Below are 14343 nucleotides of genomic sequence, written 5' to 3'. Positions count from 1 at the left end.
TCAGGCCTCTCCTTTCCCGATCAGTTTCGCGGGGCGCGACGGGTCGTAGTCCATCGGTTCGGGGTTCACCGTCTCTCCGGCGTGGCGGGCCATGCGGCTGAGGCTGAACAGCATCAGCATCACCGCGCCCAGCACGGTCAGGAACACGCCCAGGTCGAACAGCGCCGCGGTGGCCAGTTCGAATTCCTCGATCGGCGGGATGTGCACATAGCCATAGGCCGAGGTCAGGAACGGCGTGCCCGACAGCCAGGCCCCCGCGCCGGTCAACCCGGCGATGACGACCCCCCAGCCGATCATGGCGTGATACTCGATCCTCTGCCGCCGCGTCGTCCAGGCAAAGCCCGAGGCCATGTACTGCATCAGCAACGCGATGGAGACCACAAGTCCTGCGACGAACCCGCCGCCCGGCTGGTTGTGCCCGCGCAGGAAGATGTAGATGCCGACCATGATGGCGATGGGCATCATCACCCGCGTCGCCACCACCATCATCAGCGGATGACGGTCGGCGGAGCGGTCCCAGTTGTAGCCGGAGTTGCGCAGCCGCGCCCCGGCCGGTCCGGACAGCAGCGCCTCCATCAGGGCAAAGATGGCGAGGCCCGCGATGCCCAGCACGATGATTTCGCCGTAGGTGTCATAGCCCCGGAAGTCGACGAGGATCACGTTCACCACGTTGGTGCCACCGCCTTCCTTGTAGGAATTGGCCAGGTGATAGCCCGAGATCGAGTCGAAATCGCGCGTCATGAAGGCAAAGCACAGCGCCGCCACGCCGAGACCGGCGGCGATGGCGATGCCGCCGTCCAGCGCGCGCCGCCCGGCCGAGCTTTCGACCGGCGTCGTCTTGGGCAGGAAGTGCAGCGCCAGCAGCAGCAGCATGATGGTCACCGTCTCGACCGAGATCTGCGTCAGCGCCAGGTCGGGCGCCGAGATATAGACGAACCCGGCCGACACCATCAGCCCGATGACCCCGATCACCACCAGCGAACGATAGCGCTGGTGATGCTGGAAGGTGACCAGCGCCGTGGCGGTCAGCATCAGCACCCAGCCGACCCAGACCACCGGCGGCACCGGCGTCAGTTCGCGCGTCTGCGGGCCCAGCTCGCCGCCGCTGAAGGCGATGAAGCCCGCCGCCAGCGTCGCGGCGACAAAGATCGCCAGGTATCGGCTGAGCGCGCCATCATGCAACGTGTCCGAGATGCCGCGCGACAGGCGCACCGCCCCGGCGATGACCGCGTCAAAGGCGGTCTTGGCGTAGAACGGCCCGGCCTTGATCCAGGCGGCATCCAGCGGACGGTGCAGCAGCAGGATGACCGCGCCGGCGACCACCGCGATGATGGACATGTAAAGCGCGGGCGTCAGGCCGTGCCACAGCTTCAGATGCGCGTGGGTCTGGTGCCCGGTGACGGCGGTCGCCGCCATGTTCACCACCGGCTCGGCCAGGAAGGGCGCGACACCGATCAGCACCACGAAGATGCACAGGAACGCGGGCGACAGCCACATGCCGGCGGGCGGATCGTGCGGCTTGTGCGGGTAGTCGTCACGCACCGGGCCGCCAAAGACGTGAAAGATGAAGCGGAACGAGTAGGCCACCGAGAACACCGCGCCCAGCGTCGCCAGCGCGGGCACGATCCAGGGGTTTTCCCACCAGACGGTGTGCGACGCTTCCTCCAGCATCAATTCCTTGGACAGGAAGCCGTTGAACAGCGGGATGCCGGCCATCGACAGCGCCGCGACCACGCCGATCACCGCCGTGATGGGCATCAGTTTCGCCAGCCCGCCCAGCCGCTTGATGTCGCGGGTGTGGGCCTCGTGGTCGATGATGCCGGCGGTCATGAAGAGCGCCGCCTTGAAGGTCAGGTGGTTGAGGATGTGAAACACCGCCGCGATCGCCGCCGCCTCGGTGCCAAAGCCCAGCAGCATGGTCAGCAGGCCCAGGTGCGACACGGTGGAAAACGCCAAGAGGCCCTTCAGGTCATCCTTGAACAGCGCGATGATCGCCGCCATGACCATGGTGATCAGGCCGGTGGTGGCCACCAGGTAGAACCACATGTCCGTGCCCGCCAGCGCGGGCCACATGCGCGCCATCAGGAAGACGCCCGCCTTCACCATGGTGGCCGAGTGCAGGTAGGCCGACACCGGCGTGGGCGCGGCCATGGCGTGCGGCAACCAGAAGTGGAACGGGAACTGCGCCGACTTGGTGAAGGCGCCCAGCAGGATCAGGATCAGCGCAGGCGTGTACCATTCGGACGCCTTGATCGCGTCGCCTGCGGCGAGGATGTCGGTCAGGTTGTAGCTGCCGGCGATGTTGCCCAGGATCAGCATCCCGCCGATCATCGCCAGACCCCCGGCGCCGGTCACGGTCAGCGCCATGCGCGCGCCCTGGCGGCCTTCGGGCAGGTGTTTCCAATAGCCGATCAGCAGGAAGGACGACAGCGAGGTCAGTTCCCAGAACACCAGCAAAAGCAGGATGTTGTCCGAAATCACGATGCCCAGCATCGCGCCCTGGAACAGCAGCAGGTAGGTGTAGAACTGGCCCACCGGATCCTCGCCCGACAGGTAGTAGCGGGCATAGAGCGTGATCAGCAGGCCGACGCCCAGGATCATGCAGGCAAACATCAGACCCAGCCCGTCGAGGAAGAACGCCGCCTCCAGCCCCAGTTGCGGCAACCAGGGCATGGACCAGGTGTAGACCGTGCCCTCCATCACCCCCGGCGTCAGCGTGCCCAGCATCACCAGCGCCAGGACCGTCGGCACGGCGGTGAAACTGGCGGTGGCGTTGCGTCCTGCCCGGATCATGATCCCGGGGACAAGGGCGCCGAGGAAGGGCAGCAGCGCGATGATGGGGAGAAGACTGCTCTCAGTGGTCATACGCGTCTCCGCTGGATCGAAACATTAAGGGTTTGTCCGAAAAGCCGGACCGGATTGCAACGAGCTTTGCACAAAGGCCGCGCGTCTGGCGCGGTGGCACAACAGCAGGATGCCGGCGATTCAACGCCGTCGCAGCGATGTCCAGGGATCGCGGAGGCCGCAGGGACAGAAGCGGAACAGGCCGAACGAGGTTCGGTTCATGCGCTGCGCGCGTCCACTTGTGATGATCGTCGGATGCGTCACGACGCGGCTGTGTCCCTGTCCCTCGCGCGGTGTTCCGCGCGTTTCCGCCCTAATAGTGGGGTGCGGGGCGCTGGCCGCAAGGTCAAACCTGATAATTTCGCACTGGTTTAGCGCCAACATGACCCAAACATGGGGCGGAAAGGGCCGTTCGGGCTGCGTTCTGTGCCCCTGACGCCCTCGCGCCGGGCGCCACGGCATTCGCGTTTGCCACTGGCCCCGGCTTGCGTCTAGGGTCCGGGCGGACACCGGGGGAGGACGATCCATGGACCTGAAGAAGAACGCCTTCAAGGCGGCGATTCGCGAGGGGCGGTTGCAGCGCGGCATCTGGTGCAGCCTGTCCGATCCGCTGGCGGCCGAGATGATGGCAGGCTGCGGCTTTGACTGGTTGCTGTTCGACTGCGAGCATTCGCCGATCGACCCGATCCGCGTGCTGCCCCTGGCGCAGGCGGTGGCGCCCTATCCGGTTTCCGCGCTGGCGCGGCCGTCCTGCCTGAATGCGGCCGAGATCAAGCGCCTGCTGGACATCGGCATCCAGACGCTGGTGGTTCCCTACGTCCAGAACGAGGACGAAGCCGCCCAGGCCGCCCAGGCGGTGGACTATCCACCAAGGGGCATCCGCGGCGTGGCGGGCATGACGCGGGCCACCGGGTTCACCCGGATCGAAGGCTACCACGCCCGCGCGCGCGATGAGATTTGCCTGATCATCCAGGCCGAGACCGCTGAGGCGCTGGGCCGGCTGGAGGCGATGGCGGCGGTGCCGGGCATCGACGGCATCTTCATCGGGCCAGCGGACCTTGCCGCCTCGATGGGCTATCCAGGTCAGCCGTCGCACCCCGAGGTGATCGCCGCCGTGCTGGACGGCATCCGCCGCATCCGCGCGGCGGGGCTTCCGGCCGGGTTGCTGACGCTGGACCGCGACTTTGGCGCAAGGGCGGTGGAGGCCGGGGCAAGCTTCATCACCGAGGACCTGGACCTCGTGGCGCTGAAGCGGGGCCTCTCGCGCGGCTGAAAATTTCCTCGCGCCGTCCTTTTCCGCCGCTAAGCTGGGCGAAAATCCAGGGGAGGAGACGGAGATGTGCGCAGGCGTCATCGGTATTGGCGACATGGGGTCGGGTCTGGCCAAGAACCTGGCCAAGGCGGGGTTCGAGACCTGCGGCTATGACCTGATCACGCAACGCACGGCCTCGCTGGCCGGGATGGGCGCCCAGCCCAAGGCCGGAAGGGGCGATGTCGGGCGCGCCTCCGACGTGGTCTTTGTCATGGTGATGACGGGGGCCGAGGCCAGGGACGTGATCCTGGGCCCTGACGGGCTGCGCGACACCCTGCCCAGGGGCGGCTGCGTGATCCTGAGCGCCACGGTGAAACCGATCGACGCGCGCGAGATCGGCGCGGCGATGGAGGGCAGCGGCGTGCATCTGATCGACAGCCCGGTGTCGGGCGGCTACCCCGGCGCGCAATCCGGGACTTTGACTATGATGGCCGCCGCACCGGGTGACGTGCTGGACCGCTTTGCCCCGGCGATGCAGGCGGTCAGCGCCAACATCCACCGCGTCGGCACCCGCCCGGGTGAGGGCCAGACCGTCAAGGCCTGCCTGCAATCGCTGCTGGGGTCGATGTTCTCGGCCACCTTCGAGGCGGCGGCGCTGGCGGCCAAGGCGGGGGTGCCGGGGCAGGTGATCCTCGACGTCTTCTCGACCTCCTCCGGCGGCTGCGGCGTGGTGAACAACGCGCTGGAAAAGATCATCGACCGCCGTTTCGAGGGCACCGGCAGCCACATCAACACCATGCACAAGGACCTGACCATCTCGATGGACCTGGGCGAGGAACTGGGCGTGCCGCTGCACACCGCCGCCGCCGCGATGCAGATCTTTACCGCCGGGCGGACAAGGTATCCGCAAGGCGACAACTGGATCTGCACCAGGGTCATCGAGGAGATCGTCGGCGCGGAACTGCACCGGGCCGAGGCCAAGCGCCGTGACTGAGGGGCGCGCGGCATGAAACTGGGCGTCATCTGCGACGGGATCAGCCGGGACCTGACGCATACCCTTGATGTCATGGATGAATTCGGCATCACATATGCCGAGTTGCAGTTCGTCTGGGATGCCGAGGTGGGCGACCACAGCCCGCAGCAGGTTCGCGAGATGGACGCGCTGCTGCGCGGGCGGGGGGTGCCGGTGTGCTGCCTGTCGCGGCACATCTTTGCCGGGATGACCAAGGACAATGTTCCGGGCGACGCGCTGCATGTCAGGCACATGGAGGCGCTGAAGCGGGTGATCGGCATGGCGCAGGTGCTCGGTTCCCCGTTGGTGCGGATCATGACGCCGCGCAAGGAGCAGATCCTCTGGGGCTCGCACGGCGCGGAAAAGTGGAACGTGGCGCACGGCGCCTGGGACGCGATGCTGCCGCTGATCGCCCCGGCGGTGGACCTGGCGCGGGCCGAGGGCGTGACGCTGGTGGTGGAGACCGGCAACGGCACGATGGTCAATTCCGCCTGGACGGCGCGGCGGCTGATCGACGACCTGGGGGCCAGGGACGTGCTGAAGGTGCTGTGGGATCCGGCGAACGCCTGCTGGTGCCATGAGGCTTGTTTTCCAGAGGGTTACGAGGTGCTCCGGGACGGCTACATCGGTCATGTCCACATCAAGGACGTGATGGTGGACACGCCGAAGGCCACGCTGGAGGTGCGGCCGATGGGGCAGGGGCAGCTGGCCGGCCAGTACCCGCAGCTGGCGGAGGCGCTGCGGGCGGAGGACTATGCCGGGGTGGTGTCGTTCGAAAGCGTCTATCACCCTGGGGATGGCGATTTCGAGGCCGGGTTTCGGCAGAACGTCGGGCTGTTCCGCGAGATCTTCGGGTAGAGGGGGCGCTGCCCCCGTCTCCCTGCGGGAGACTCCCCCGGAGGTATTTTGGCCAAGAAGAAGCTGCGGGCGCGGGGTGGTGCCGCTTGAAGCCTTGGGCTGCACCGCTAGCTCCGGGTCATGGAACAGGCATTGATCATCGGGGACAGTGGCGGGATCGGCGGCGCGCTGGCCGCGCGGCTGCGGGCGCAGGGGGTTGCCGTGACCGGGCTGTCACGGTCGCGCGGCGGGTTCGACGTGACCGACGAGGCCTGCGTGCGCGACGGGCTGCGGCGGCTGGAGGGGCCGTATGAGTTGGTCTTCGTCGCCACCGGCGCGCTGGAGATTGGCGGGGCGAAACCGGAGAAGACGTTGAAATCATTGAGCGCGCAGGCGCTGATGGACCAGTACCTGCTGAACGCCGTGGGGCCGATGCTGGTGTTGAAACACGCCGTGTCGCTGTTGCCGCGCGACCGGCGGGCGGTGTTCGCGGCCTTGTCGGCGCGGGTCGGGTCGATCGGGGACAACCGGCTGGGCGGCTGGTACAGCTACCGCGCGGCCAAGGCGGGGGTGAACCAGCTGCTGCACACGGCGGCGGTGGAGTTGGCGCGCACGCATCGGCAGCTGGCCTGCGTCTGCCTGCATCCGGGCACGGTGGAAACCGCCTTTACCCGCAAGTACGCGGATCGGCATCCCACCGTGACGGCGGACGAAGCCGCCGCACGGCTGGTGGAGGTGATGCGGGGGCTGTCGGCGCGCGATACCGGGCGGTTTCTTGACTATGCCGGGCAGGAGATTCCCTGGTGAGCCGGCTGGTGCTGGTGCTGGGGGACCAGCTATCGGACGGGGTGTCGGCGCTGAAGGCGGCGGACAAGACACAAGATATTGTGGTCATGGCCGAGGTCACAGACGAAACCGGCTATGTCCCGCATCATCCCAAGAAGATCGCGCTGATCCTGGCGGCGATGCGCAAGTTCGCCGCGCTTCTGCGAGCCGAGGGCTGGGACGTGCGCTATGCCGAGCTGGACGACACCGAAAACGCCGGGTCGATCTGCGGTGAGCTGTTGCGGCGGGCGGAGGAGACGGGAGCCTCCGAGGTGATCGCCACGGAACCCGGAGAATGGCGTCTTATCAATGCTTTGCGGCACTGCCCCCTGAAAGTGAAGCTGCTGGAAGATGACCGCTTCATCGCCTCGCACCGCGCGTTCGACGGTTGGGCCGAGGGGCGCAAGGCCTTGAGAATGGAGTATTTCTACCGCGAGATGCGGCGCAGGACCGGGCTGTTGATGGAGGGGGACGATCCGGCGGGGGGCCAGTGGAACTATGACCACGACAATCGCAAGCCGGCCAGGGAGGGGATCACACATGAACCGCTCTGGTTCGAACCGGACGCGGTGACGGAGGAGGTGCTGACACTGGTCGAGGCGAAATTTTGCAACAATTTCGGGAGCTTGCGGCCATTCGGATTTGCCACGGAGCGTGGGCAGGCGCTGGAAGTGCTGGCGCATTTCGTCGACCATGCGCTGCCGAAGTTCGGCGATTTTCAGGATGCGATGCTGGACGGGAACCGCTTTCTCTACCACTCGCTGCTGTCGGCCTACCTGAACATCGGCTTGCTGACGCCGTTGGAAGTGTGCGAAACCGTTGAAAAGGCGTATGAAAAAGGCGATGTGCCGATCAACGCGGCCGAGGGATTCATCCGCCAGATCATCGGCTGGCGCGAGTATGTGCGCGGCATCTATTTTCGCGAAGGGCCGGAGTATCCGAAGCGCAACGTACTGAAACACAACAGGAAATTGCCGGAGGTCTACTGGGGCGGCCCGACCGGGATGCGCTGCATGGAGCAGGCCGTGGCGCAGACGCGGGAGGAGGCCTATGCCCACCATATTCAGCGGCTGATGGTGACCGGGAACTTTGGTTTGCTGGCGGGGATCGACCCGCATGCGCTGCATGAGTGGTACTTGAGCGTCTATATAGACGCGTTTGAATGGGTCGAGGCCCCAAATACGGTAGGGATGAGCCAGTTTGCCGATGGCGGGATCATCGCGTCCAAGCCCTATGTGTCGTCCGGGAACTACATCGACAGGATGTCGGACCACTGCAAGAAGTGCAGCTATGACGTGAAGGCCAAGACCGGGGAAAAAGCCTGTCCTTTCAACCTGTTGTACTGGCACTTCATGGACCGGCACCGCGATCGTTTCGAAGGCAACCCGCGCATGGCGCAGATGTACCGGACCTTTGACCGGATGGACGCGGACAGGCGCGATACGGTGCTGCGCGAGGCGGGCGACCTGCTGGCCCGGCTGGACGCGGGCGAGGCGGTCTGAGTTTTGTACAAAAGGTACGTCTTGTACGCGAAAAAAGTCTTTTTGTACAAAACTGGCCGGGGGGATGACCCGCCCCGGCCCTGGCGCCGGGGCCTCCTGTCCGCAGAGCGGCCCCGGCGAGGTCCCGGCGCGGCGGCCGGGACGGGAATCGCTCAGGGCTTGATGTAGGTGAAGCCCTCGATCTGGAGCTTGGACAGTTCGGCCACGCCGGAGGGGACGATGTCGTCTTCCCAGACGTCGTAGAGGTCGTTCGAGTAGTCGATGTTCCGGCCGGTGAGGGTGTTGTTGCAGACGTTGAACTTGACCTTCTGTTCCTTCAGGCCCGACACCACGGTCTGCATGGTCGGGTCGCCCTTGGCGGCCTGCAACAGGCCGACTCCGTTGCCGTGCAGGACCACGCGGACCTCCATGTTGTCGGCGCCGACGGCGTCGATGTGGTTCTGGATGTTGCGCATCGCGCCGGTGTAGGCCTTGTTGTCGTCACCGCCGGTGTAGTTGATGTGGTAGACGACCTTTTGCTGGCCGTAGCCTTCGGCGAGCGTCTTGCCCGGCATGGCAAGGACGGCGACGGCCACGCCGAGCAGCGCGAAAAGCTGGATGAAACGGGTCATTGTGTGGATCTCCTCCCAGTGGGTGCGGGGTGTTCCCCTGCGTGACCTGAGCATGGCGCATCGCGTGAACGTCTGCCCACCCGGCGAAACCATGTGTTTCCTGCCGGTTTCGACCCCGGGAAAACCCTAGGTTTCGGGTCCGGGGGTGGAAACCTGGTGTCCGGCGCGGGCGATCAGCTGGGCGGAACTGCGCGCCTCGAACTTGCGCAGCAGGTTGGCGCGGTGGAATTCGACCGTCTTGGGGCTGATGCCCAGGGTGGCGGCGATTTCCTTGGTGGAGCGTCCGGCGCCGATCTGGGCGAGGATCTGACTTTCGCGCCGGGTCAGGGGCACGTCGTCCAGCGCGGTGTCTGGGGGCGGAGGCGGCGCGCGGCGTTGCCGCAGGACCAGCGCGGCGCCCAGCAGGGCCAGCAGCACGACGGCCAGCGCGACGGGCCAGCCGAAGCGCGCGGCGGCGGCGTCCGTGTCGCCCGGCGGCGCCTCGCGGGCCGAGAAGGCGGCGATCAGCGCGCGCGCCTCGTGGTAGCTGACCGGCGCGCCCCAGAGGTCCGCCAGCCCGCTGTCGCCGCTTTGCAGCAGGGCCAGCGCCACCGCGTCGCGCAGGTCAGGGTCCGTCCCGGCGAGGGCGAGGAAGGGCCATTCCGGGTAAAGCCGGGTGCTGACCGCCTCGGGGTGGGTGTAGGTCACGTTGGCGTTGAGCGCGCGCAGCGCCCCCGGCGGCACGCTGCCCTCGGCCACCAGCCGTTCGAGCAACCCGCTGCGGACGATCCCGGCCTCGATCCGGCCGTCCAGCACCGCCTGCACGATGGCGTCCTGGGGAAAGCCGTAGAACACCAGTTCGGAGGGGTCGCGGAACAGGTCGACGCCTCGCGAGAGCGCCTCGAACCAGGCGATCTGAAAGCCGCCGAAAGCCTGCGGATCGACCGCGCCCAGTCGCGCGCCGCGCAGGTCCGACAGGGTATCCAGGCGGCTGTCCGACCGCACCAGCACGGCCGAGCCGAATTGCAGCGTGTGGCTGCCGTCCGGCAGGGCGCGTTTGCGCGTGGCCAGCACGCTGAGCGGGTAGGTGCGGGCAAGGTCGATGTAGTGGCCCGGGTTGGTCACCAGGAATTCCAGCCCGCCGACATTCACCAGCGACCCGGCCGAGGTCAGCGTCACCGGGACAAAGCGCACGGTGCGGCCGGGCAGGCGCTGTTGCAGGTAGGCGGCGAGGTCGGTCCAGGGGCTGTCGGCCCCGGTCCAGCCGCGATGGGCGAGGATGCCGACGCGGACGATGGCGCCGTCTGCCTCCTGCGCGCGGGCGGGCGGGGTGAGGATGAACAGGACCAGCCACAGCGCGGCGAGGGCCGCGCGGGCAAGGGTCGTCAGTCGCGTGTCTGCGGGATCGGAGCGCTGCGACCGCGCGGTCAATTGTCCGCCGGCGGTGCGGCCGGGTCGGCTTCGGGCTGCGGCGCGGGATCGGCGGCGGGGGTGGAGCGCAGCGCGCCGCCGACCCAGTCGCCCGAAGCCTCTTCGCCCGAGGCATAGCGCATGGTGCCCTGGCCCTGGCGCTTGCCCTCCTTGAAGGTGCCTTCGTAGATGTCGCCGTTGGCGTAGACGGCGATGCCCTGGCCGTTGATCTCGCCGCGCTCCCAGTCGCCTTCGTAGCGGAAACCGGAGGCCATCACGATGGTGCCCTTGCCGTGGCGCTGGCCCTCGCGGAACTGGCCCTCGTAGACGGTGCCGTCGGGGTAGGTGGCCTTGCCTTCGCCGTGGCGCTGGCCGTCCTGCCACATGCCTTCGTAGCGGTAGCCGTCGGGGTAGGTCATCACGCCGAGCCCGTCGTTGCGGGCGTTGACGAACTGGCCTTCGTAGACGAGGCCGTTGGGATAGGTGGCGCGGCCCTTGCCCTGGATCACGCCATCGACCCACTCGCCCTCATACGTCGCGCCGTCGGGGTAGGTGATCTTGCCCATGCCGTTGGCGAGGTCGCCCTTGAATTCGCCCTCGTAGACCGAGCCGTCGGGGTAGGTGACCTTGCCCTGGCCTTCGATCTGGCCGGTGACCCAATTGCCTTCGTAGCGGTAGCCGTCCTTGCCGACAAAGCTGCCCTGGCCATGGCGCTGGTCGTTGTTGAACTGGCCTTCGTAGATGTCGCCGTTGGCGTAGGTGACCTTGCCGCGGCCTTCGCGGCGGCCGTCGACCAGCTGGCCGGCGTAGACGTCGCCGTTGGGCTGGATCAGCTTGCCCTCGCCGTCGATCTGGCCTTCGCGCCAGGTGCCTTCGTAGATCAGCCCGTCCGGCATGGTCAGCTTGCCGCTGCCGTCGCGTTCGCCGTCCGCCACGCGGCCCTCGTAGACCGATTTGTCGGGGTAGACGATCTTGGCGGTGCCTTCCTTGACGCCGTTCACCCACTGGCCGTCGTAGACATAGCCGTTGGGCGCGGTCATCACGCCCTTGCCGTGGTGCAGCGCGTTGCGGAACGAGCCTTCGTAGCGCACGCCGTTGGCGTAGAGCGCGATGCCGGTGCCGGTGATCTTGCCGTCCAGCCACTGGCCCTCATAGGTGCCGCCGTCGGCAAAGACGATGCGGCCCATGCCCTCGGGCTTGCCCTTGGCGAAGTCGCCTTCGTAGACCGACCCGTTGGGGAAGCGCGCGACGCCCTGGCCGCGAATTTCGCCCTCGACCCATGCGCCGGTGTATTCGTAGCCGTTGGGCAGGCGGTAGGTGCCCTGGCCGTGCTGCAAGCCGTTCAGGAAGGTGCCCTCGTAGACGCCGCCGTCGTCGTATTGCTTGGTCACGACCTGTTCGTCCTGCGCCAGCGCGGGGCCGGCCAGGGCAAGGATCGCAACGAGGAGGAAACTGCCTGCGGATTTCATGCGCTTGCCTGTTTATTGGTCTGGGTGGGTCCCGTCTGGCGGGAAATTAAAGGAGGCGGCGCGTGGGGGCAATGTCTAATGCCGGGGCGGTCCCGGCAGGATCCTGCCGTGCGGCCTGTGGCTTCCCCTCGGGCGTGGGTCTGCTATGTCAGCGGGGAAGCGAAGGAAAGGGCAGCGCGATGGGCGATCGGTTTCGCGTGACACTGGCACAGCTGAACCCCGTGGTGGGGGACCTGGAGGGCAACGCCGCCCGGGCAAAATCCGCCTGGGAGCAGGGCCGCGACCAGGGCGCCGACCTGGTGGCGCTGCCGGAGATGTTCATCGCCGGTTACAACGCGCAGGACCTGGTGCGCAAACATGCCTTTCACACTGAGGCGATGCAGGTGATCGACCGGCTGGCGGCGGACTGCGCCGACGGCCCGGCGCTGGCCATCGGCGGGCCCTATGTCGAGGGCACCGAGCTGTTCAACGCCTATTTCATCTGCAACGGCGGGCGCGTCGTGACCCGCGTGCTGAAGCACGAGTTGCCGAACGAGACCGTGTTCGACGAGGTGCGGATCTTTGACAGCGGTCCCATTGGCGGGCCCTATGCCGTGGGCAACACGCGCATCGGATCACCGATCTGCGAGGACGCCTGGCACCCGGACGTGGCCGAGACGCTGGCCGAGACGGGGGCCGAGTTCCTGCTGGTGCCCAACGGGTCGCCCTACTACCGCAACAAGTATGAAACCCGGCTGAACCACATGGTGGCGCGGGTGGTCGAGACCGACCTGCCACTGATCTACCTGAACATGGTGGGCGGGCAGGACGACCAGGTGTTCGACGGCGGCAGCTTCGTGCTGAACCCGGGCGGCAGGATCGCCGTGCAGCTGCCGGTGTTCGACGAATGCGTGGTGCCGGTGGACATGGTGCGCGGGCCGGACGGCTGGCGCTGCGAGGACGGGATGTTCGAAAGGCATCCGGACGAATGGGAGCAGGATTACCGGGTGATGGTCGAGTCGGTGCGCGACTACCTGCGCAAGACCGGGTTTGCCAAGGTGCTGCTGGGCATGTCGGGCGGGATCGATTCGGCGCTGGTCGCGACCATCGCCGTGGATGCGCTGGGGCCTGAGAACGTGCGCTGCGTGATGCTGCCGTCGGAATACACCTCTGGGCATTCGCTGGAGGATGCCGAGGCCTGCGCCAGGGCCTTGGGGTGCCGATATGACTATGTGCCGATCTCGGGACCGCGCGATGCGGTGACAGAGGCGCTGGCGCCGCTGTTCGAAGGCACAAAGCCGGACCTGACCGAGGAGAACATCCAGTCGCGGCTGCGCGGCCTGCTGCTGATGGCGCTGTCGAACAAGTTCGGCGAGATGCTGCTGACCACCGGCAACAAGTCCGAGGTGGCGGTGGGCTATGCCACGATCTACGGCGACATGGCGGGCGGCTACAACCCGATCAAGGATCTCTACAAGATGCGGGTGTTCGAGACCTGCCGCTGGCGCAACGCGCATCACCGGCCGTGGATGAAGGGACCGGAGGGCGCGGTGATCCCCGAGCGGATCATCACCAAGCCGCCTTCGGCCGAGCTGCGCGCCGACCAGAAGGACAGCGATTCGCTGCCCGACTACCCGGTGCTGGACGCGATCCTGGAGATCCTGGTGGACAAGGACGGCAGCATCGCCGACTGCGTGGCGGCGGGCTATGACCGCACCGATGCCAAGAAGGTCGAGCACCTGCTTTACATCAGCGAATACAAGCGGTTCCAGTCCGCGCCCGGCGTGCGGCTGACGAAAAAGGCGTTCTGGCTGGACCGGCGCTATCCCATCGTCAACCGCTGGCGCGATCCCAGCTGAGGGGGCGGGTGGGCCGGCCTATGGCCGGACGCTGTTTCGCCTGCGGCGAAAGGCGCCCCACCCGCCGGCCCAACAGGCCAGGATCGTTGGATACCTAATTGGTCTCAAAAGGGGTTTTCCATGAATGACTTCGGTCCACTACCCGCGGTCCGGTTCGAGCTGCGCCTGTCCGGTGACGACCGGGTGATGGCGAGTTTCCGGGAGGTTTCGGGACTCGAGGCCGATCTGACCGAGGTGCCGTTCCGCGAAGGTGGGGAAAACGCTTATGTTCACCGGCTGCCCGCCGCCGATCGCTATCGCGACCTTGTCTGCAAGCGCGGCCTGATCGGGTCCGTGACGAGCGATCTGGGCCAGTGGCTGAAGAACACGCTCGTGAGCGGTTTTTCCGGCAAGATCCAAACCAAGGACCTCGAGCTTTCGCTGGTCGGACCCGAGGCGACACCGGTGATGGCCTGGGTCATCACCGGGGCCTGGCCGGTCAAATGGAAAGTCGCGCCCTTTGATGCGGTGGGGGATGGGGACGCGCTGGCGGTCCAGACGCTGGAGTTTGCCTATCAGACCGTGGTGCGCGTGGCGGACGGGCAGTAGCGGGAGCTTGTGCCGGGGCGTGGGGTGATGTTGCGCCTGGGATGGAGGGGTGTGGCTGGTGAACTTTCCTGCGGAAACATGACCCTGCCCCGGGGCGCTGCCCGTTCGGGCCTTGCCCCTGCCACTGGCAGGGGCACCGCGTTGCGGACCGGCTCTCACCCGGTCGCCCGCGCTGG

General features: G+C 67.0%; 11 protein-coding genes. 7 read left to right on the top strand and 4 right to left on the bottom strand.

Going from position 1 to position 14343, the window contains the following annotated elements; all coding sequences use genetic code 11:
* Complete coding sequence (locus tag MAA8898_RS00725; protein WP_094019050.1) at positions 1-2865, bottom strand: monovalent cation/H+ antiporter subunit A; 2865 nt, start codon at positions 2863-2865, stop codon at positions 1-3.
* Between the two features lie 505 nt (positions 2866-3370).
* Between MAA8898_RS00725 and MAA8898_RS00720 the strand changes: the two genes are divergently transcribed.
* The 5 genes from MAA8898_RS00720 (at position 3371) to MAA8898_RS00700 (ending at position 8272) form a co-directional block, all read left to right on the top strand.
* Positions 3371-4117, top strand: a complete 747-nt coding sequence (locus tag MAA8898_RS00720) for an HpcH/HpaI aldolase family protein (RefSeq protein ID WP_094019049.1) — start codon at positions 3371-3373, stop codon at positions 4115-4117.
* A gap of 64 nt (positions 4118-4181) precedes the next feature.
* Positions 4182-5090, top strand: coding sequence for an NAD(P)-dependent oxidoreductase (locus MAA8898_RS00715; RefSeq protein WP_094019048.1), 909 nt, complete (start codon positions 4182-4184; stop codon positions 5088-5090).
* Between the two features lie 12 nt (positions 5091-5102).
* Complete coding sequence (locus MAA8898_RS00710; RefSeq protein ID WP_094019047.1) at positions 5103-5966, top strand: sugar phosphate isomerase/epimerase family protein; 864 nt, start codon at positions 5103-5105, stop codon at positions 5964-5966.
* A gap of 120 nt (positions 5967-6086) precedes the next feature.
* Positions 6087-6752 (top strand): SDR family NAD(P)-dependent oxidoreductase, encoded by a 666-nt coding sequence (locus MAA8898_RS00705; RefSeq protein ID WP_094019046.1) that lies wholly within the window; start codon positions 6087-6089, stop codon positions 6750-6752.
* On the top strand, positions 6749-8272 hold the full coding sequence (locus MAA8898_RS00700; protein ID WP_176445028.1) for a cryptochrome/photolyase family protein: 1524 nt from the start codon (positions 6749-6751) through the stop codon (positions 8270-8272). Before MAA8898_RS00705 ends, MAA8898_RS00700 begins: the two co-directional genes overlap by 4 nt.
* 152 nt (positions 8273-8424) lie before the next feature.
* Here the strand turns inward: MAA8898_RS00700 and MAA8898_RS00695 are convergent, their stop codons facing one another.
* From MAA8898_RS00695 to MAA8898_RS00685, 3 genes are all read right to left on the bottom strand, one after another.
* Positions 8425-8883, bottom strand: coding sequence for a DsrE family protein (locus MAA8898_RS00695; protein WP_094019044.1), 459 nt, complete (start codon positions 8881-8883; stop codon positions 8425-8427).
* Positions 8884-9009: 126 nt separating this feature from the next.
* The gene (locus MAA8898_RS00690) at positions 9010-10293 is read right to left on the bottom strand and encodes a PhnD/SsuA/transferrin family substrate-binding protein (RefSeq protein WP_176445027.1); all 1284 of its coding nucleotides are present in this window, start codon (positions 10291-10293) and stop codon (positions 9010-9012) included.
* On the bottom strand, positions 10290-11741 hold the full coding sequence (locus MAA8898_RS00685) for an MORN repeat-containing protein (protein WP_094019042.1): 1452 nt from the start codon (positions 11739-11741) through the stop codon (positions 10290-10292). Before MAA8898_RS00685 ends, MAA8898_RS00690 begins: the two co-directional genes overlap by 4 nt.
* A 179-nt stretch (positions 11742-11920) precedes the next feature.
* Here MAA8898_RS00685 and MAA8898_RS00680 point away from each other — a divergent pair, with 179 nt between their 5' ends.
* Both MAA8898_RS00680 and MAA8898_RS00675 read left to right on the top strand, forming a co-directional pair.
* On the top strand, positions 11921-13579 hold the full coding sequence (locus tag MAA8898_RS00680) for an NAD+ synthase (protein WP_094019041.1): 1659 nt from the start codon (positions 11921-11923) through the stop codon (positions 13577-13579).
* A gap of 120 nt (positions 13580-13699) precedes the next feature.
* On the top strand, positions 13700-14167 hold the full coding sequence (locus MAA8898_RS00675; RefSeq protein ID WP_094019040.1) for a phage tail protein: 468 nt from the start codon (positions 13700-13702) through the stop codon (positions 14165-14167).
* The last annotated feature ends 176 nt before the right edge of the window (positions 14168-14343 follow it).

Origin of the sequence: Antarctobacter aquimaris (assembly GCF_900184945.1) — a bacterium.
Classification (GTDB): domain Bacteria; phylum Pseudomonadota; class Alphaproteobacteria; order Rhodobacterales; family Rhodobacteraceae; genus Maliponia; species Maliponia aquimaris.
Note: the sequence above shows the minus strand (reverse complement) of the source record. Positions and strands in the feature narration are given on the sequence as shown.